The organism is Micromonospora sp. NPDC049089 (assembly GCF_040648775.1).
Classification (GTDB): domain Bacteria; phylum Actinomycetota; class Actinomycetes; order Mycobacteriales; family Micromonosporaceae; genus Micromonospora.
In genome coordinates this window covers 11,566-30,443 of record NZ_JBEZEH010000066.1, presented here as the reverse complement: position 1 = coordinate 30,443, position 18,878 = coordinate 11,566, and the positions used below count along the sequence as shown (strand labels likewise).

Annotated in this window: 20 protein-coding genes and 1 tRNA gene; 9 read left to right on the top strand and 12 right to left on the bottom strand. The window is 71.4% G+C overall.

The window, feature by feature from the left end; all coding sequences use genetic code 11:
• Positions 1-91: 91 nt before the first annotated feature.
• The 4 genes from AB0B48_RS14020 to AB0B48_RS14005 all read right to left on the bottom strand — a co-directional run bounded on the left by AB0B48_RS14020 (position 92) and on the right by AB0B48_RS14005 (position 5,053).
• Positions 92-1,159 (bottom strand): glycosyltransferase, encoded by a 1,068-nt coding sequence (locus tag AB0B48_RS14020; protein WP_357200632.1) that lies wholly within the window; start codon positions 1,157-1,159, stop codon positions 92-94.
• The gene (locus AB0B48_RS14015; protein WP_357200629.1) at positions 1,159-2,124 is read right to left on the bottom strand and encodes a glycosyltransferase family A protein; all 966 of its coding nucleotides are present in this window, start codon (positions 2,122-2,124) and stop codon (positions 1,159-1,161) included. Before AB0B48_RS14015 ends, AB0B48_RS14020 begins: the two co-directional genes overlap by 1 nt.
• Positions 2,125-2,215: 91 nt before the next feature.
• Entirely contained in the window at positions 2,216-3,892 is a 1,677-nt protein-coding gene (locus AB0B48_RS14010; protein WP_357200626.1) for a sugar transferase, read from the bottom strand.
• A gap of 87 nt (positions 3,893-3,979) precedes the next feature.
• Positions 3,980-5,053 (bottom strand): LCP family protein, encoded by a 1,074-nt coding sequence (locus AB0B48_RS14005; RefSeq protein ID WP_357200623.1) that lies wholly within the window; start codon positions 5,051-5,053, stop codon positions 3,980-3,982.
• 239 nt (positions 5,054-5,292) lie between these two features.
• Here AB0B48_RS14005 and AB0B48_RS14000 point away from each other — a divergent pair, with 239 nt between their 5' ends.
• The 3 genes from AB0B48_RS14000 to AB0B48_RS13990 all read left to right on the top strand — a co-directional run bounded on the left by AB0B48_RS14000 (position 5,293) and on the right by AB0B48_RS13990 (position 8,055).
• Positions 5,293-6,126 carry a class I SAM-dependent methyltransferase gene (locus AB0B48_RS14000; protein ID WP_357200620.1) on the top strand — a complete coding sequence of 278 codons (834 nt, stop codon included), beginning with the start codon at positions 5,293-5,295 and terminating at the stop codon, positions 6,124-6,126.
• A gap of 4 nt (positions 6,127-6,130) precedes the next feature.
• Complete coding sequence (locus tag AB0B48_RS13995) at positions 6,131-6,949, top strand: MOSC N-terminal beta barrel domain-containing protein (protein WP_357200617.1); 819 nt, start codon at positions 6,131-6,133, stop codon at positions 6,947-6,949.
• Positions 6,950-7,059: 110 nt separating this feature from the next.
• Entirely contained in the window at positions 7,060-8,055 is a 996-nt protein-coding gene (locus AB0B48_RS13990; protein ID WP_357200614.1) for an expansin EXLX1 family cellulose-binding protein, read from the top strand.
• Between the two features lie 4 nt (positions 8,056-8,059).
• Here AB0B48_RS13990 and AB0B48_RS13985 read toward each other — a convergent pair whose 3' ends face one another.
• From AB0B48_RS13985 to bcp, 4 genes are all read right to left on the bottom strand, one after another.
• Positions 8,060-8,587, bottom strand: a complete 528-nt coding sequence (locus tag AB0B48_RS13985) for a GNAT family N-acetyltransferase (protein ID WP_357200611.1) — start codon at positions 8,585-8,587, stop codon at positions 8,060-8,062.
• A 90-nt stretch (positions 8,588-8,677) separates the two neighbouring features.
• Positions 8,678-8,760 (bottom strand) — tRNA-Leu (locus AB0B48_RS13980).
• On the bottom strand, positions 8,725-9,660 hold the full coding sequence (locus AB0B48_RS13975) for a hypothetical protein (RefSeq protein ID WP_357200608.1): 936 nt from the start codon (positions 9,658-9,660) through the stop codon (positions 8,725-8,727). The genes AB0B48_RS13980 and AB0B48_RS13975 overlap by 36 nt, the downstream gene beginning before the upstream one ends.
• Positions 9,661-9,690: 30 nt before the next feature.
• Positions 9,691-10,167: a thioredoxin-dependent thiol peroxidase gene (bcp, locus tag AB0B48_RS13970; protein ID WP_091393498.1), complete on the bottom strand. Its 477-nt coding sequence runs from the start codon at positions 10,165-10,167 to the stop codon at positions 9,691-9,693.
• 260 nt (positions 10,168-10,427) lie between these two features.
• On the opposite strand from bcp, the gene AB0B48_RS13965 reads away from it, so the two are divergent.
• Genes AB0B48_RS13965 through AB0B48_RS13950 form a run of 4 tightly spaced genes read left to right on the top strand, consistent with a single transcriptional unit; the run spans position 10,428 to position 13,109 of the window.
• Positions 10,428-11,144 (top strand): energy-coupling factor ABC transporter permease, encoded by a 717-nt coding sequence (locus AB0B48_RS13965; protein ID WP_357200605.1) that lies wholly within the window; start codon positions 10,428-10,430, stop codon positions 11,142-11,144.
• Positions 11,141-11,569: a PDGLE domain-containing protein gene (locus AB0B48_RS13960; RefSeq protein WP_357200602.1), complete on the top strand. Its 429-nt coding sequence runs from the start codon at positions 11,141-11,143 to the stop codon at positions 11,567-11,569. The genes AB0B48_RS13965 and AB0B48_RS13960 overlap by 4 nt, the downstream gene beginning before the upstream one ends.
• 14 nt (positions 11,570-11,583) lie before the next feature.
• A complete protein-coding gene (cbiQ, locus tag AB0B48_RS13955) occupies positions 11,584-12,354 on the top strand; it encodes a cobalt ECF transporter T component CbiQ (RefSeq protein WP_357200599.1) in 771 nt (256 codons plus the stop codon).
• Positions 12,351-13,109 (top strand): ABC transporter ATP-binding protein, encoded by a 759-nt coding sequence (locus AB0B48_RS13950; protein ID WP_355005415.1) that lies wholly within the window; start codon positions 12,351-12,353, stop codon positions 13,107-13,109. The genes cbiQ and AB0B48_RS13950 overlap by 4 nt, the downstream gene beginning before the upstream one ends.
• Before the next feature lie 194 nt (positions 13,110-13,303).
• Here AB0B48_RS13950 and AB0B48_RS13945 read toward each other — a convergent pair whose 3' ends face one another.
• Genes AB0B48_RS13945 through AB0B48_RS13930 form a run of 4 tightly spaced genes read right to left on the bottom strand, consistent with a single transcriptional unit; the run spans position 13,304 to position 16,245 of the window.
• Positions 13,304-14,392, bottom strand: a complete 1,089-nt coding sequence (locus AB0B48_RS13945) for a hypothetical protein (RefSeq protein ID WP_357200596.1) — start codon at positions 14,390-14,392, stop codon at positions 13,304-13,306.
• Positions 14,389-15,105 carry a thioredoxin domain-containing protein gene (locus AB0B48_RS13940; protein ID WP_355005413.1) on the bottom strand — a complete coding sequence of 239 codons (717 nt, stop codon included), beginning with the start codon at positions 15,103-15,105 and terminating at the stop codon, positions 14,389-14,391. Before AB0B48_RS13940 ends, AB0B48_RS13945 begins: the two co-directional genes overlap by 4 nt.
• Positions 15,098-15,622: a MauE/DoxX family redox-associated membrane protein gene (locus tag AB0B48_RS13935; protein WP_357200593.1), complete on the bottom strand. Its 525-nt coding sequence runs from the start codon at positions 15,620-15,622 to the stop codon at positions 15,098-15,100. Before AB0B48_RS13935 ends, AB0B48_RS13940 begins: the two co-directional genes overlap by 8 nt.
• A 32-nt stretch (positions 15,623-15,654) precedes the next feature.
• Entirely contained in the window at positions 15,655-16,245 is a 591-nt protein-coding gene (locus tag AB0B48_RS13930; RefSeq protein ID WP_357200590.1) for a sigma-70 family RNA polymerase sigma factor, read from the bottom strand.
• Between the two features lie 172 nt (positions 16,246-16,417).
• Here AB0B48_RS13930 and AB0B48_RS13925 point away from each other — a divergent pair, with 172 nt between their 5' ends.
• Positions 16,418-18,085: a copper resistance protein CopC gene (locus tag AB0B48_RS13925; protein ID WP_357200587.1), complete on the top strand. Its 1,668-nt coding sequence runs from the start codon at positions 16,418-16,420 to the stop codon at positions 18,083-18,085.
• Between the two features lie 17 nt (positions 18,086-18,102).
• Entirely contained in the window at positions 18,103-18,837 is a 735-nt protein-coding gene (locus AB0B48_RS13920; RefSeq protein ID WP_355005409.1) for a YcnI family protein, read from the top strand.
• Positions 18,838-18,878 lie beyond the last annotated feature (41 nt).

The window sequence follows — 18,878 nt, the reverse complement described above, 5'->3', positions numbered from 1 at the left end:
CTGCCGGTGCCGCGCCGGCGGGGGGGCCCCGGATGCGCCGGTGGCCGGGGGGCGGTGGGGTCGCCGGAGCCGACCGCACCGGAGGGCGTACTCACCTGTTCAACGCCTCCACCCACTGGCGGCCGACCTCGGCGGGATCCAGTGCCGCGCACCGGGCGTGCCAGGACTTCTCGAAGTCGGCCAGTGTCGGCCGCTGGGCACCGGTCAGCCGGAGCACCGCGTCCGCGAGGGCGGCCGGCGACGTGTCCGCCGCCAAGGCTCCAGGCACGAAGGTCGGGATCATCTCGTCCAGCGCGGGCACCGGGAGGGCCGCCACCGGCAGGCCCGCCTCGGCGGCCTCGACCAGGCTGAACCCGAAGGTCTCGGCGCGGGACGGGTGGACCAGGAGGTCCGCTTCGGCGAGTAGCTGGGCGACGCCCGGCACCCGTCCGAGGAACGTGGTCCGGTGTTGCACACCCAGTTCCTGGGCCTTCGCGTGCAGCAGATCCCGTTCCTCGCCGTCGCCGGCGAGCGTGAGGTGGTACGCCTCCGGCAGCAGGGCCAGCGCGGCGATGGCGCAGGAGTGGTTCTTGTACGGGCGGAAGGCGGCAGTGGTGAGGAGGTTGATCCGTCGGTGGTCCACCACCTCGCGCGGTGCCACGAAGGGCCGAGGTGGCATCGGGTTGGTGATGGTGACCACCGGCTGCCCCGGCGCCAGCTGCGCAACCGTGCGGGCGACACCGTTGGAGACGGCGACGACGAGCCGTGGCCGCAGTCCCTTGAGCCGCGAGAACCGGGCCAGCGTGCGCACCCGGCGGTCGATCCGCAGACGTTCCGGCAGCAGGGAGTGCTCCCAGGCGACGTAGCTGCGGCCGGAACCGGCGAGGGCGGCACCAACCGGCACGCTGCCCCACAGCCCGCTGGCCACGATCTGGACGTCCGGTGCCAGGTTCTGCAGGCGCCGGCGCAGCGGCGGAACAGACTCCATCAACCGGGTGATCCGGGAACCGAGGCCCAGGGTGTCGACTTCCAGGTCGGCCAGTTCGGCGGGGACCCCCCGGGACACGACGGTTGCCGAGACCTCGACCCCCTGGGCCTGGAGGCCGCGGATCAGCAGCGCCGCCGCCAGCTCCATGCCGTAGAGCGGTTCGAGCTGCGGCAGTACGAAGTGCAGACGCATCAGTGTGGCCGTTCGGTCTCAAGCGGTCGAGTGGGGCTGCTGGGGGCCTTCGACTTGCGCATGGCGACCCGTTCCAGGGTCGACCGAGGTACGAGCCCGAGCGCCGCCAGCACCGCGTTCCGGGCGGACGGAGGTGAGTTGCGGCGGATCGCCCGCACCATCTCCCGCACGCCCTCCCGGTCCCGGGCCTGGAGAGCGTAGCGGAGGGTCTGGGCCGCGATGAAGTCCGAGAAGGTCCCCGGTGCCCACACTCCCTCCCAGCGCTGGGCCCAGTGCCACGAGGTACGCCAGTCGGCCCCGGCCGAGATCGACCCGGGGCTGCCCACCGTGTAGACGGCCGTCGCCTCCTCCACCTGGACGATCTTCACCCGGGGAAGCCGGGCGACCCGGACCAGCCAGTCCCAGTCCTGGTGTCGGGGGAGCGTCTCGTCCCAGCGGCACTCGGTCGCCAACTCGTACGTCGTCAGGAGCGTCGACGTGGGCAGCGACTGCCGGCCGATGCCGAGGTGACGGCGGCGGAACAGGTAGTCCTCCGGCAGCATGCCGTCGGGGATCACCTCGGCGGGTGCCGGTGCCGGCAGCGGCTCCGCGCCGTCCTTGCGTTGCAGGATCCGGGACGACACGACGGGGCGGAACCCGGCCGCCGCGACCCGCTCGAGCGCGGGGACCTGTGCCGCCAGCTTGGTCGGCAGCCAGGTGTCGTCGTCGTCGAGGAACGCGACGTGGCTGCCCGGGATGGCGTGGGTGACTCCGAGGTTGCGGGCGTACGACCCGCGCCGGCCGCCGCCGGTGCAGACCACCCGGTCGATGTGCTGCCCCAGGTTCCGCACCGTCTGCGGCACCTCCGGGGTGTCACAGACGACCACGATGTGGACGGATGTGCCCTGCTGGGATCGGGCGGAGAGCACCGCGTCGGCGATGCTGGGGCGGCCGGTGGTGGGGATCACGACGGATACGTTCGGCATTGCGTTCTCCAGGCGTTGGGGGTACGACCTGCACACGGCCGCCGGGCACGGCCGTTGGCCGTACCCGGCGGTGTGCCGGTGCGTGGGCGGATCAGCGGCCGCCGGCGCGGAACACCTCGGTCACCGTACGGAGCACCACCTTGACGTCGAGCCAGAGGGACCAGTTCTCGATGTAGAAGTTGTCGAAGCGGGCCCGGTCGGAGATCGGGGTGTCGCCGCGCAACCCGCTGACCTGCGCCAGACCGGTGAGCCCGACCGGAACGCGGTGGCGCATCGCGTACTGGGGGTATTCGGCCGAGAACTTCTCGACGAAGTAGGGGCGCTCGGGTCGGGGGCCGACAACGCTCATGTCGCCACGGAGGATGTTCCAGAGCTGCGGCAGCTCGTCGAGGGAGGTCCTGCGCATGATCCGGCCGATCGGCCCCACCCGCCGGTCGTTGGCGATGGACCAGTTGGTCTGCGACTCGTGCTCGTCGACGGGGCGCATGGACCGGAACTTGATGATGTTGAAAGGTCGGCCGTGCCGACCGATGCGCTCCTGGTAGAAGAAGATGCCGGGGCCGCCGTCGATGAGCGTGGCGACAGCGCAGATGAGGAGCACCGGGCTCAGCAGGAGCAGCGCCACCGAGGCGAACGCGATGTCCGACGCGCGCTTGAGCGCGGACTGCGGGCCGGAGAGGGTGATGTCGCCGATGCTGACGACCGGGACCGCGCCGATGTGGTCGCCGTGCGAACGGGACCCCCAGAGGGGGGTGGCCGCCCACAGGTCGCACTCCGCCGTCCGTGGCCGGGCCAGGATCTCCATGAGTGAGGTCTCGGAGCAGTTCGCGTCCGCGACGATCACCACGTCGCACTCGCGCAGACGTACGAGGCTGTCGAGGTCGTCGAGGGATCCGATCAGCGGCAGCGCCGACGGGCCGTCCGGGGTGTCGACACAACCCACGAAGCGGAGGCCGTACTGGGGGTAGCGGCGCAGGAGCCGGGCGAGTTCCACGGCGGTGGGGCCACTGCCGACGATGATGGTGTTGTGCTCGACCCACCGGCGCTTGCGGGCGACGATGGCGAATTCTCGGGTGAAGGCCCGCCCGAGGATGACCAGCCCCGCCGACGCGGCGACACCGCGGGTGAAGCCGAAGACGTACTCGGCGGATTCGTGACGCATCGCCGCGACGATGGCGACCGCGGACGCCGCGGCCAGCAGACGCCCGCAGAGGCTCGGCACCTCGTCGAGGAAGCTCACGTGCCGTCGTGCCCGGTAGAGGCCGCCGCTGGCAAAGACGATCACGGTCAGGACCGTCATGGCCAGGGTGCCGCGCCAGTACTGCTGAGTGACGAGCAGCGGCGTCAGCAGTGCCAGGACGTCGACCGGCGCGGTCATCATCCAGGCCCGCAGCCACCGGGTCCGGGTCGAGGCGCGCGAGCCGGCGTACGGCAGGACGGCGGTCGTGTCCAGGCCGGCGCGAGGCTCGTGCTCTTCGGGGGCGGGGGCGGGGGCGGCTGCGGGTGCCGGGGCCGGCGAGGTCGAGCGCCGGTCGGCGGGCGCCGGGAAGGCCGGGGTCTGGTGGCCGGAAGTCTGGTGGCCGGCAGGCTGGTAACCGGGAGGTTGGTAGCCGGCAGGCTGGTAACCGGGGAACTGGTAGGCGGGAGGGCGACTCCCGCCGCGGCTCCCCTCGTCGTCCCCCTCACCGTCGCCCTGGGCGTCGGTGGCGTTCCCGGCCCGGTCCTCGGCCGGCACCGGTCGATGCCACATAGCGGGCTGATTGGACATTGTGGACCTCCCCGTGAGGGCCGGCTGACCTGGCCGGTCCGTAATTCGAGACAAGGCGGCGGACGGCAACGGCCACCGGCCCAGGGGTTACTTGGCGCTGGCGAGAATCTCGTCGACGGAGTCCCGGCGCACGGCATCATAGAAGGTCTTTGCCTTCTCGGTGTTCGCGAAGACGACGCTCTCGCTGCCCACTCGACCGGTGCCCTTCGTCGGGCTGGTGACGAAGGTGAGGTTACGACCACGGAGGCTCCGCAGGTCTGTCGCCATGCTGACGAGCGACATCTTCTCGTCCACCGCTACGGCGCTCGAGGTCGCCTTGACGAAGGAGTTGAGCCGCCCGGGATTGGTGACGATGCCACCGGACACGGCCTTGTCGAGAATGGCCTTGATGACCTGCTGCTGGTGACGGATACGGGCGAAGTCGCCGTCAGCGAACTGTTTGCGCTGGCGGGAGTAGTCCAGGGCCGTCTCGCCGTCCATCCGCTGCATTCCCTGCTCGAACTTGCGGAACGGCGGGTGGATCGACGTGAACGACTTCTCCGCGTTGATGTCGACGCCGTCCAGGGCGTCGATGATTTCCTTGAAGCCAGCGAAGTCGACAATCATGACGTGGTCGATTCGCACCGTCGTGAACGATTCGACTGTTTGCACCATCAGCGGAACGCCACCCCAGGCGTACGCTGCGTTGATCTTCGCATCGCGGCCGCCGTGCCCCCCGTTCTTGGCCTTCGGCACGTTCACCCAGGTGTCCCGAGGGATCGAGACGAGTTGCGCGCTGGCCCGGTCCTTCGGGATGTGCGCGACGATGATGGTGTCCGTGCGCGAGCCGCCAGTGCTCTCCGGGTCGCGGGAATCGCTGCCCAGGATCAGGATGTTCATCGCGCCGCCGGCCACCGCCTGCGGACGCCCCTCCTCGGGAACGTCGGCGAAGGCATCCACCCGGTCGATGTCCTTCTCGACCGAGCGAAGATAGAGGGCGCCACCGATCATGCTGCCGCCGCCCAGGATCGCTGCGACTACCAGGCAGATGACGAGGACGCGACGCCAGCGAGGGCCACGACGTCGCCGCTTGCCCCCGGCCGGGACATCCTCGTGCGGATCGACTGCGTGTGGATCGACGAACTGGGTGTCGGCATCGGTGTACCGCTGAGCACCAGACATGTGGGCGATGCTACTGATTGAGTGCGCCTGTCGTGCACCCTCGTCCTTTCGGCTATCGCATGCCTGCCGACCGGGGCGGCGAACCCGACCCTGCGTTCGGACGGACTGCCGGTAACGCCGGCCCGGGAACGTTTTTCAGGCCCTATTCTGCTGCCCCTGCGGTTGGGTGAAAGCAATGTGAACATCGGGTTTCGCGAGGACGCTCCCGCTGCCGCCCGAACCCTGCTACAACGGCAGCCGTGGATCGAATCAAGCTCCGACGGGCCGTCGCGCGTACTCCACTCGCCCCGATCGCCGCCTTTCCCAAGAGGCTTCGCGCGGTCGCGCGGCACGACGCGAAGATGCTGCGCCGCTCGGCGCGCTGGCTGCTGACCTCCCGCGAGCACCACAACTACACGTACGACCTCACCTCGTTGAGCCGCAACCACCTCGCCTGGTTCGTCAGCGTGGTCTGCGACATCCCGGTCAAACAGGTACGGGCGTACCTCGGCGAGATCGAGTCCGACGACGGCCTGCGCCAACACCTCCTGGCGGCGATCGCCGCCTCCGACCGGCGCGGCCTCGCCGACAGGGAGATCCGCTACGCCCGGCGGATCGGCTGGTACGCCATCGTCCGCGCCACCCGCCCCGCCCACGTCGTCGAGACCGGTGTCGACAAGGGACTCGGCAGCGTCGTCCTGGCGTCCGCCCTGCTGCGCAACGCGCAGGAGGGGCACCCGGGCCGCGTCACCTCCCTGGACATCAACCCCGAGGCCGGCTACCTCGCCCGTGTCGCGCCGTGGTCGGAGGTCGTCGACCTGGTGATCGGCGACTCGATCGCCTCGATCGGCGCGCTGGACCGCCCGGTCGACCTGTTCCTGCACGACAGCGATCACAGCCGAGCCCACGAGAAGCGTGAGTTCGACGCCGTGGAACCCAAGCTCGCACCCGGCGCGATCCTGCTCACCGACAACGTCACCAGCACCAACGTGCTCGCTGAGCACGCCGAACGCACCGGCCGACGGTTCCTCGCCTACCGGGAGACCCCGGCCAACCACTGGTACCCGGGCGACGGGATCGGCGTGGCATGGTAGCCGGGTGCGGCTGACCTCGATTCACACGTACCCCGTCAAGGGCTGTCACCGGCTCGACCACGACGGCGCGTTCGTGCACCGGTGGGGTCTGGCCGGCGACCGGCGTTGGATGCTCGTGGACGCCGACGGGGTCGGCGTCACCCAGCGGGAAACGACCCGACTCGTCGGCCTGCGCGCCTCCGTGCACCCCGGGGGTCTGTCACTGCGCGCCGACGGGCAACCCGACCTCGACGTGCCCGAGCCGGCCGGCGGCGAACCGGTCGCGGTCCGTACCTTCCGCAGCCGCACCTTCGGTGTCCCCGCGCTGCCGGCCGGCCACGCGGCCGACGACTGGCTCGGAGCCCTGCTCGGCCGACCGGTCCGACTGGTCTGGCTGGCCCAGCCGACCCGCCACCTGGCCGCCGGGACCCGCGAACACGACACCGGTGACCAGGTCAGCTTCGCCGACGCCTACCCGGTGCTGCTGGCCAACGCCACCTCCCTCGACGCACTCAACGACTGGCTGGCCGAGGCGGGGGAGGAACCGGTACCGATGACCCGCTTCCGACCCAACCTGGTCGTCAGCGGTGCGCCGGCCTGGGCCGAGGACGACTGGGTGGGTCGGCGGCTGCGCATCGGCGACCGGACGTTCCAGGCCGCCGGGCCGTGCGACCGCTGCGTGGTGACCACCACCGACCAGGAGACCGGGGTACGCACCAGGGAGCCGCTGCGCACCCTCGGGCGGCACCGCAACGTCAAGCAGAAACTCCTCTTCGGACTGAACCTGGTGCCGCTCGACAGCGGACCGCTGGCGGTGGACGCCCCGGTGGTCCTCGCGCCCTGACCGGTCGCCGACCAGCAACCGGCACCCCACGGTCACCGTCCGTCGATGCTGTCTTAGCTTTGGCTTAGCCCGCTTGTCCGTACCCGACCGGGTCCGGCAGCATCGCCGTCGTGACGGACGGAAGCGCTGTCGACATCAACATCGACCTGGACCATCCTCCAGAGGACCGGCCCGCGCCGTCGTCCGGCGCGAAACCCTGGCTGGTAGCCACCGGCGTCACAGTCCTCGCGGCGACGCTCGGGCTCACCCTCACCCTGCGATCCGGCTCCACCCCGGCCTGCGCCGCCGGCCGGACGCTGGCCGCCGCGCCACCCACCGGCAACGCCACGCACACCGGCAAGGCCACCTTCTACGACTCCAAGGGCGCCGGCGGCAACTGCTCGAACCCGGCCGCCCCCGCCAACCGGCTCTACGTCGCGCTCGGTCCGACGGAATACTCCGCCGGTGCCGCCTGCGGCGGATTCCTCGACGTCGTCGGCCCCAAGGGCACCGTCCGGGTGCTCATCATGGACCAGTGCCCGGAGTGCGAGCCCGGCCACCTCGACCTGTCCCGCGAGGCGTTCGCCCGGATCGCCGACCCCGTCCAGGGCCTCGTCCCGGTGACCTACCGCGCGGTGGTCAACCCGCCGCTGCCCGGACCACTCAGCTTCCGGATCAAGGAGGGTGCGTCGCAGTGGTGGTTCGCCGTCCGCGTCGGCAACCACGGCAACCCGCTGCGGTCCGTCGAGGTCCGGCAGCGCGACAGCGACCCCTGGCAGTCGGCCGCCCGGCAGGACTACAACTACTGGCTGATCGCCTCCGGCGCCGGGCCGGGCCCGTTCACCGTCCGGGTCACCGACGTGTACGGCAACCGGGTCACAGCCGGCGGCATCAGAATGGCACCGGGCCAGGTGCAGAACAGCACGATCCGGATGTACGCACCCGGTGCCGGTGCCGGTGCCGCCACCCGCCGTCCGTCCGCGTCGACCCGTCCGCCGAGCAGCCGACCCGCCGTCACGCCGACGCCGACCCGTCGCTCCGTCGAGGTGGCGAGGACGAGCGCCCCGGCCACCGACGCCCCGACCACCAGTTCGGCCCGGGCCAACGCCCGGTGGTGCGAGGGCTGACCGCTCAGCCGGCCACCGTCAGATCGAGCCACATCAGGATCTCGTCCCGGTCGTCATCGGGGGCCACCCGCAACGCACCCGGAAGCCGGCCGACCTCCCGGTACCCGAGGCGACCGTAGAACTTGTCCAACCCCAGCCCGTCGCGCACCGTGACGTGCAGTGCCTCGTGGCCCAACGCCCTGCCCAGTCGCTCGGCCTCCACCATCAGCGCCGAGCCGAAGCCGGCGCCCTGGGTGTCCGGGTGGACCATCACCCGCTTCACTGTGCACCAGTGCGCCGTGAGCGGAAAACGGTTGTCACTGAAGATCAGCATCGCCGCCAGCCGGTCCCCGGAATAGCCGACCAACAGCCGGTCCGGTCCGTCGGCGATGCCGGCGAAGGTCGGATCGGCGGTGACGTGCACGTCAGCGGCGGTGACCGGTGGTACGAAGCCGACCGCCCCGCCCGCGTTGCTGACGTCCACCCAGAGGTCGACGATCTCGGCGCGTAGCTGCGGGGTCAGGTCAGGATCAAAGACGAAGCGCAGACTCACGCTCGCCATCCTGGCTCAACGACCAGGGCCACGACCCGCGGCAGTGACGTGCCCGACAACCGTGCGCGGGTACGTGATCGGTGTTGCCTGTGCGGGAGAGGGGATTCGAACCCCCACATCCTTCCGGATACAGGTTCCTAAGACCTGCGCGTCTGCCGTTCCGCCACTCCCGCCAACCCGCTGAGTCTAGAACGTCTGGCTGCGACGGTGTTGAGCCCGGCCTCCTTGAGAATGGTCGAGATCGTGCCGTGACCAACTCTGCATCCCCCACGGGGCAGATCGCGAAGGATGCCGGACAGCCGCTTCGGTCCGATATCAGGGTGCTCCAGCGCCTGTTCTATTACCGCCTCACGATGAGCCCTTGAACGCCAACCACGGTTCGGACGTGGTCTCAACACACCGTCCTGCTCCAGTCTTCGCCGAATCTTGTGCAGATACGCCGGGGTCCAGCCCAACTGTCGTGCCGCCTCCGTGGCCGTCACCTGCTGGGCATCGACCCGGCCGAACACGTCGACAATTTCTTGGCGAGTGGCCGGTCGGCGTTCGGAGCTGGACGCGCGTTCCTCTCCATCGGTCTGCGTCGCGACGATGGGAAGTTCAGAAGAACGGTTCCGGCGGCCGGCGTAGGTGTCGGTCTGGCTGTGGCAGTTCGGGCAGAGAATCCGCAGGTTCGGTGGCCGGTTGTCGAGGAAATCCCCGTTGATGTGGTCGACGTGCAGGATGAGCGACGCGGCCCGCCACACCGGCCCTATCCCGCACCCCTCGCACTCCTCCAGCACGCCGATCGTGCCCAGCGCCCACTTCAACCGCACGCCTGGCGTCCGCCGGGACCCGTCGGGCAGCACGACCAGGAGCTGCGAGGAGGTGATGCGCCGTTCGCCACGTCGCCCCTTGTTGTGTGCCTGCCTCGTGAAGTGCGACGTGTCGATGCCGAACCGTTTGAGCTGTCGGCTGATGTGCGCGTGTGAGCCGCCGCTGACCCGAACGCCGAGCAACCGCATCACCTCGGTGACGTTGCGGGCGACGGCGGCAGCGTCGGCCAGTGCTTCCGGCGTGTACTTGTATCGGACCACTGACGGACCGTAGCGCCCCGGTACGACAGGTCAGTCCAGGCCGAGGTCGCGGCGGAGCTTGGCGACGTGCCCGGTGGCCTTGACGTTGTAGAGCGCCCGCTCGACCTTGCCGTCGGCGTCGATCACGAACGTCGAGCGGATCACGCCGGTGACGGTCTTGCCGTAGAGCTGCTTCTCGCCGTACGCGCCGTAGGCGGTCAGCACCGACTTGTCCGGGTCGGACACCAGCGGGAAGGTGATGGCGTCGCGCTCGCGGAACTTCGCCAGTTTCTCCGGCTTGTCCGGGGAGATGCCGACGACCTCGTAGCCGGCGGCCTGGAGTGAGGCGAGTGAGTCGCGGAAGTCGCAGGCCTGCTTGGTGCAGCCGGGAGTCATCGCGGCCGGGTAGGCGTACAGGACCACCTTGCGACCTCGCAGGTCGGCGAGGGAGAGCTGGTCGCCGGTGTCGGTGGCGAGGGTGAACTCGGGCGCTGGGTCACCGGGGGAGAGTCGGTCGGGCGAGGTCATGGCCCCGACCCTACCGCCGTGCCGGCCAGCGCCATCACCGACGACGCGGGCCGTCGCTACGACGCGCGCCGGTCGTCTGTGGGCTGGGATGCGGGGGTGATCATCAGGGGGTCGGCTGGTGGAAACCCGCCGTTCATGCGCCTGACCAGGTAGAGGTGATCAAGGCCATGCCCTGTTGCCAGACTCTGGCAACAACTACTCCTGGGAAATAGGCTGTCCCACGCCGGCCCGGTCGGGCCAGCTGACGCGTAGGAGGTCGCGTGGAGACACTGGCGATGCACATCTCGAACGGGATCATCGACGGTCCCGTGGCAGCGATCTTCGCTGCGCTCGCTCTTGCCGCGCTCACCTTCTGCGTTCTGCGCAGCCGGCGCGACCTGGACGACCGGCTGGCCCCGATGGCCGGCCTGGTGGCGGCGTTCATCTTCGCCGTCCAGATGCTCAACTTCCCGATCTTCACGGCCGGTGTCAGTGGCCACCTGCTCGGTGGGGCGCTCGCCGCGATGCTTGTCGGTCCGTGGGTCGGCGCGCTCTGCGTCTCCGTGGTGCTGGTCGTGCAGGCGCTGGTCTTCGGCGACGGCGGCGTGGCGATGCTCGGCCTCAACATCACCAACATGGCGCTGCTCGGCACCGCCGCGGCGTACGCGCTGATCGCGCTGCTGCTGCGGGTGCTGCCCCGGACGCGAGCTGGTCTGGCGGTGACCGCGTTCGTCGCGGCGATGCTCAGCGTGGTGGTCGCGTCCCAGGGCTTCGTCGTGCAGTACTGGCTGGGCGGCACCACCGACCTGGGCGGCAACCTGGCCGGCCTGGCCGGCACGATGGCCGGAACCCACCTGCTGATCGGCATCGGCGAGGGCCTGATCACCGCGACCACAGTGCTCACCGTCGCGAAGGTGCGACCCGACCTGGTGTACGCGCTGCGCTCCCTGCGCACCCCCACCACCCCGGCTGTCCCGGTCTCCGGAGGTGTCCGATGAAGAACCGTTCCTGGGCCTTCCTGGCCGGCGGCCTGCTGGTCGCCCTGCTGCTCGCCGGCGTGGTCAGCAACTACGCCTCGTCCCACCCGGACGGGTTGGACTCGTCGCTGCTCAAGGGCTGCACCGTCGACGCCGACGACAACATCGTCGGCGGCAGCTGCCCGGCCCAGCAGGCGAAGGACCACGAGTTGGCCGACAGCCCGCTCGCCGACTACGGCGTACGGGGCGTGCGGAACAGCTTCGTCTCCACCGGCCTGTCCGGGGTGCTCGGGGTGCTGGTCACCTTCGCGGTCGGGGCCGGCGGGTTCTGGCTGCTGCGCCGCCGGGGCGGCGCGCCGACCGACGCTGACGCGGCCACGCCCACCAGGGACGCCACGCCCGCCGAGGATGACGCGGCGACGTCGCGCGCCGCCACGACAAGCTGAACAGGGGTACGCGGATGGGAGCCGGTCACGGGCACGTGCTGTACCGCGAGTCGGACTCGCCGGTGCACCGGCTCCCGCCCGAGGTCAAGATCGTGGCGATGGTGGTCTTCACCCTCGCCGTGGTGGCCACCCCACGGGAGGCGTTCTGGGCCTTCGGCGCGTACGCCGTGCTGGTGGCGGCGGTGGCGACGCTGGCCAGGGTGGGCCCATGGTGGTTGCTCAGCCGCGCGTTGATCGAGCTGCCGTTCGTGTTGTTCGCGGTCGCCCTGCCGTTCCTCGGCAGCGGCGACCGGGTCGAGGTGCTGGGCCTGCGGCTGTCCGAGGACGGGCTGCACGGCGCGTGGAACATCATGGCCAAGGGCACCCTGGGGGTGCTCGCCTCGCTGCTGCTCGCCGCGACCACCACCACCCGCGACCTGATCGTGGGGCTGGACCGGCTGCACTGCCCGCAGGTGCTCACCCAGATCGCCTCGTTCATGCTGCGCTACCTCGACGTGCTGGTCGGCGAGGCGCGGCGCATGCGGGTGGCCCGGATCTCCCGTGGAGACGACCCACGGTTCCTGTGGCAGCTGCGTGGCTTCGCGGCCGGGATCGGGGCGTTGTTCCTGCGCGCCTTCGAGCGCGGCGAGCGGGTCTATCTGGCGATGCTGTCCCGTGGCTACACCGGGAGGATGCCCGCCGTGTGGCAGGGCGAGGGTGCGGCCAGCGCCGGTCAGTGGCTGGTCGCGGCGACCGTACCGGTGTTGGCGGCCTCCATCGCCGCGACCGCCGTCGTGCTGTCATGATCGGTGTCGTGCAGACCGCTGTCTCGCTGGACGTTCGGGGTGTTCGTTACGCGTACCCGGACGGGCACGTCGCCCTTCAGGGGGTCGACCTGAACGTGCCGCGGGGCGACCGGGTGGCGCTGCTGGGGCCCAACGGCGCCGGCAAGACCACGCTGGTGCTGCACCTCAACGGCATCCTCACCCCGACCGAGGGCAGCGTGAGCGTCGGCGGGTTGACCGTCACCCCGGATCGGGCCACCCTGGCCGAGGTCCGCCGCCGGGTGGGCATCGTCTTTCAGGACCCGGACGACCAGTTGTTCCTGCCCACGGTGGCGGAGGACGTGGCGTTCGGGCCGGCGAACCTGGGTCTGCGCGGGGCCGAGTTGGCCGCCCGGGTGGACGAGGCGCTCGCCGCGGTGGGGATGAGCGAGCACCGGGGCCGGGCCCCGCAGCACCTGTCGTTCGGGCAGCGTCGCCGGGTGGCGGTGGCCACAGTGCTCGCCATGCACCCGGAGATCCTGGTGCTCGACGAGCCGTCGTCGAACCTGGACCCGGCGGCCCGTCGGGAGCTCGCCGAGATCCTGCGCGGCCTGCCGGTGACCCTGCTGATGGTCACGCACGACCTGCCGTACGCGGCGGAGCTGTGCGAGCGTTCGGTGATCCTCGACGACGGCCGGATCGTCGCGGACGCCCCCACCACCACCCTGCTCAACAACGCGCCCCTGCTGGCCAGACACCGTCTGGAACTGCCCTACGGCTTCACCCCCCAGCCCTAAACCCCCTCAGAGGCCCAAAACCCCGCCCCCGCCCCGCCCCCGCCCCGCCGATCTTGCACTTTCTGTCCCCGCCTTTCGGGATGAAAGCCGCATACGGCCAACCCAAAGTGCAAGATCGGCGCGGGGAGCGGGGAGTGGGGAGTGGGGAGTGGGGAGCGGGGCGCGGGGCCGGGGCCGGGGGTGGGGGGTGGGGGTCAGGGGGCTGGAGTTGGGATTGCTGTCGCGGTGGTGCGGGAGGTGGCGTGCAGGCGCAGGATGCCGGCGGCTGTCGCGCCGGCCCCGGTGATCAGGAAGAGCGCCACCATCACCCGGGCGGCCGCGGGCGACCAGGGCACCGGGGCGATGGCGCGGGCGAACACGGCGGCGTTCGACGCTCCGGCGAAGAGCGCCAGGCAGGCCCCGGCCAGGGCGACCACGAAGTCGGCGGCCGGGCGGCGGCTCAGCGCGTACCAGCCGGCGGCGATCGCGCCGAGGCCGGTGACCAGGGGCCAGATCTGCCCGGAGAGCAGCCCGACGAGCACTCCGCCCACGCCCTGGGCCCCCGCGTCCAATTCCCGTCCCACCGGGTACCCGACGGCCAGCGCGCCGCCGACGATCAGCAGCACGCCGAGCGCGGACATCGCGCGGGCGCCGGCCGGGGCGGTGGCGGCGAACAGGCCGAGCGCGCCCACCGCGAGCAGCCCCACGATGGTCACGGCCCACCAGGTGTACGAGTCCGGCGGCGGCACCCAGTCCAGGGTGCCGCCGATCACCATCGTGTCGGTGCCGTCACGCAGCGGGATGGTCCAGTCCCGGACCCGGTGCTCGCGGTCCGGTGCGGCGCGTACCGCGGCCGGTGGTGCCGACTCCTGCCACAGCGCGCGTTGGTCGTGCCAGCGTGCTGTGGTGCCGTCGTCGACCCGTTGCCAGGAGGGTGCGGCGGCCGGGTCGGCCTCGGCCGGGAGTTCGGTGTCCCCGTCGATGGTGCGGTTCAGGTACGTGGCGGGGGAGTGGCTGTTCTCGAAGACCCCGTCCGGGCCGACGCGCAGGTACGGCTCGCCGGAGTAGCCGATGACCTCGATGGTGCGGCCGGTGCGGTTGGTCAGTTCCAGTCGGGCGCCCGCCTCGATGACGCGTACCTCAAGCCCTGGCCGTGCCGGTGTGACGCCGGTGGTCCGGGTGCGGTAGTCGGTGCCGTCCGGTGCGTCCGCGCCGTGGGCGGCGGCGGGCGCCGCGCTGATCACTGTGGCCAGGCCGGCTGCGGCGGCGATCAGGCCGGCGCGGCCCAGCAGGGTACGGATCACTTGCCGGCCGCCGCCACGGCTGCGGTGAGAGCGTCCGGGGTGGGGTTCTCGACCGGTTGACCGTTGACCTTGACGGTCGGCGTGCCGGTGACGTTGCTCCGGCTGGCGTCGTCGGTGACGTGTTCGGTCCAACCCTTGTACGTCCCGTCCTTCACGCAGCTGCCGAAGGAGCCCCGGTCGAGGCCCACGCTGGTGCCGATGTCGATGAGCGTGTCGTCGGTGAGCCCGGCGCTGCCCTCCGGCGGCTGCTGGGCGAAGAGCGCCTTGGCGTACTCGTGGTACTTGCCGCCCGCTGCCGCGCAGCCGGAGGCGGCCGAGGAGCGGGTGGAGTACTGGGTGGTGGAGAAGCGGTTGAGGTACGCGACCGGGTGGTAGACCACTTTCGCCTTGTTGTCGGCCACCAACTGTTCGAGGGTGGACCCGCTGGTCTGCTCGAACTGCTTGCAGGCCGGGCAGAGGAAGTCCTCGTAGACGTCGACGGTGACCGGCCCGCCGCCGGTGACGATGCCGGTGCCCTCCGCGTTGGCGCCGGGTGGGGTGGTGAAGTCGTCGGAGCGCTGGCTGGACCAGACGGCCCAGCCGATGCCGGCGGCGATGACCAGGACGACGACCGCGGCGGCGGAGACCCAGATCGTGCGGCGGCGGCGCCGCTCGCGGGCCAACTGCTCGCGGACCACCCGGGCGGCGTCCCGCTGCCCCTTGCGACTACTCATCCTCGTCCTCCACAACGGGTTCGCCGGACAACCACCCGTCCACCGATACCGGCGTACGTGGCCAGATCAGCAGAAATCCGGCCAAGACCAAGAATCCCAGGTCCCGGAGGATCTCCGGGAGGTAACTGGGTGCCTGCCCCGCCGCCAGTTGCCCGCCGCTGCCGAAGCAGCCGCAGTCGATGGCGAGCCCCCGCGCCCAGGCCGAGGCGATGCCCGCGATGAAGACCACCAGCAGCGCGGCGGACACCCCGGCGACGAGCCGGGTGGCCAGCCCGAGCAGCAGCAGCACGCCCAACGCCAGCTCGACGAAGGGCAGCGCCGCGCCGATCACTGTCGCCACGTCGTACGGCATCACCTGGTACGCGTTGACCGCCCGCCCGGATGCGGCGAGGTCGCTGACCTTCGACGCGCCGGCGACCAGCCAGACGGCGGCGAGGCCGAGTCGGGCCGCGATGCCGAGCCACGGGCGGACCAGTGGCCATCGGCCCCACCGGGTGGAAGGTGCTGTCACGCTCATTTGTCGTCCCGTCCGCGCCGGAAGTTCCGCGTTCAGCCGGCCAGGGCGTCGCCGACCGCCTCGACCAGGTCGTCCCGGGCCCGGGCGACCCGGGACCGGATGGTGCCCACCGGCACCCCTTCGACGGCGGCGGCCTCGGCGTACGACAGGCCGAGCAGTTGGGTGAGCACGAACGCGGAGCGCCGCTCGGGGCCGAGGCGACGGACGAGGTCGGCGGCGCCGAACTGGCCGGCCGGGTCGGGGTGCGGTCGGTCGGTGTACGCGTTCGCCGCCAGGCGCTCGTCGAGCCGCCGACGCCTGATGACAGTGCGCAGGTGGTCGGCGCAGGCCCGGCGGGCGATGCCGAGCAGCCAGGTGCGGGCGCTGGAGCGACCCTCGAAGGCGGGAAGTGCCCGGAACGCCCGCAGGTAGGTTTCCTGGGTCAGGTCGTCGGCGCTGTCCGGGTCGACCAGGGCGGCGGCGAACCGCCAGACCTCGGCCTGGGTCAGCCGGACGAACGCCGCCTGGGCGGTCGGGTCGCCGTCGCGGGCGGTCAGCGCCCACTCGGTTGCCGGGTCCCGGGCGACCTCGTCGGCCGGCTCTGCCGGACTGACGACACCGGAGTCACGCGGGACAGGGATCACGACTCACCAGGTTACGCGGCAGCCGGCGGCGCGTCAGGGTCGTTCGACCCTTGGATGGTCTGCGCCACGTCGGGAACTTTTCTCCGTTCCGGGCCGACTACCAGTTCATGACGTGCGACCACCGACGCCCCCACCCCCCTCGGGTCGCCGAAAGGCACACCTATCGGCGACCATGTCCGGCATGACTGTCGCCCCCCGCCGCTGGGCCGCCAGGCTGGCGGCAGCCGCCGGCCTGCTCGTCACCGTCGTCGCCCTGTTGATCGCGCCAGCCACCTCCGCCAGCGCCCACGCGGTGCTGGAGAGCAGCAGCCCGGCCGCGTCCTCCATCGTGCCGAGCGGGCCGTCCGAGGTGGTCCTCACGTTCAGTGAGTCGGTCCGTAAGGTGCCCGGCAAGATCCGGATCATCGCACCGGACGGTTCCCGGGCCGACCGAGGCGAACCGTCGTTCGGTGACGCTGTCGTGACCATCCCGGTGGACCCGGCCGGCTCGCGCGGCACCTACCTGGTCAGTTTCCGGGTGATCTCCGCCGACAGCCACCCGGTTTCCGGCGCGTTCACCTACTCGGTCGGCGCGCCCTCGACCCCACCCGTCGACTCCGGCACTGACAGCCGCGCCAACCCGGTGGTGGAGACGGCGGTGAAGGTCGCCCGCTTCCTCGGCTACGCCGGTCTGGTGCTGCTGGTCGGGCCGGCGCTGGTGCTCGCCGCCCTGTGGCCGCGCCGGCTCTCCCGCCGGGGGCCGACCCGGCTGGCCTGGACCGGCCTCGGTCTGGTGGCCTTCGCCACCCTCGCCGACCTGTGGTTGCAGGTGCCCTACACGGCCGGTGGTGGTCTCTTCGACGTCACCGGCGAGGGGTTCGGCACTGTCTTCGGCAGCACCTTCGGCGCCGCCCACCTGGTCCGACTCGGCCTGCTGGCAGCGTCCATCTTCCTGCTCCGCCCGCTGCTGGCCCGGCCCGCCGGCCGCGCGGACGCGATCATCCTGGCCGTGCTCGGTGGCGCCGCCCTGCTGACCTGGCCGCTGGCCGGGCACGCGGCGGCCTCCCCAGCACCGGCGGTCTCGGTGGTGGTCGACGCGGTCCACCTGGGCAGCATGGCGGTCTGGCTGGGTGGCCTGCTCATGCTCGCCGTCTTCCTGCTGCGCCAGGCCGACGAGCGGGAGTTGGGCGCGATCCTGCCGATCTGGTCGCGCTGGGCGGCGCTCGCCGTCTCGGCGCTGCTGCTGGCCGGCACCGTCCAGGCGCTGATCGAGGTGGCCACCCCGCAGGCGCTCTTCGACACCACGTACGGGCGCCTGCTGCTCGCCAAGATCGGGCTGTTCGCGATTGTCATCGCCGTGGCCGCGTACTCCCGGAAGTTGGTGCGCAGCCGCGTCGCGGCGCAACGCCCGGTACCGGTGCGCCGGGCGGTCCTGGTGGAGCTGGCCGTCACCGTCGTGGTGCTGGCCGTGTCCGCCACGCTCGTGCAGACCACGCCCGCGCGCACCGCCGCGGCCGGGCCGTCCGCCGGGGCCGAGTCCGGCCTCTTCAGCACCAGGCTCTCCAGCCCGCTCCTGTCCGTCGAGGTCGAGGTGAGCCCGGCCGGGCGGGGCAACAACACGGTGCACCTGTACGCGTACGACAAGGCCAACCAGCCACTGCTGGTCGCGGAGTGGAAGGCGACAGCCGCGCTGCCCTCGGCCGGGATCGAGCCGATCGAGGTGCCGTTGCTGCGGTTGACGGACAGTCACGCTTACGGCGACGTCAGCATGCCGACGTCCGGCGATTGGCAGCTGAAGATCACCGCCCGAACGACCGACATCGACCAGGCCACGGTGACCGCCACCGTGCCCATCCGTTAGAGAGGTTCGCGAAACCCATGACCCGATTCCGGCGTACCGCAACCGCCGCTGCCGCCCTGGCGTTCACCGCCGCCGCCACCGCTGTGCTCGGCTTCGCCGGACCGGCGTCCGCGCACGTCACGGTGAACCCGAAGGAGGCAACCCAGGGTGGCTACGCCCGGGTGGCGTTCCGGGTGCCCAACGAGAGCGACACCGCGTCGACCACCAAATTGGAGGTCGTGCTGCCGGAGAACGCCCCGGTCGGCTCGGTGTCGACGATGCCGGTGCCCGGCTGGACGGTCGCCACGGAGAAGCGCAAGGTGGACCCGCCGATCGAGGTGCACGGCAGTCAGCTCACCGAGGCCGTCTCCAAGATCACCTGGACGGCCTCCGCCGACGCGGGGGTGAAGCCGGGTCAGTTCCAGGAGTTCCCCGTCTCGATGGGGCCGCTGCCGCAGGTCGACTCGATGGTCTTCAAGGTCCTGCAGACCTACTCGGACGGCAACATCTCGCGGTGGATCGACGAGCCGGCGCCGGGTGCCGAGGAGCCGGAGAACCCCGCTCCGGTGCTCACCCTGGCCGCCGCGGCGGCGCCGGCGGGTTCGGCCTCGCCCAGCGCAGCCGTGGCCTCGCCCGACGACGATGACGACGACGACGGCAACGGGCTCGCGGTCGGCCTCGGTGTGGCCGGTCTCGTCGCCGGCCTGGCCGGTCTGGTGCTGGGCGGGCTGGCGTTCACGCGTACCCGCCGGGAACCGGTCGCGAAGGTCTGACCCTGTTTCACCCGCTGGCCCGCCGGAACTTCCGGCGGGCC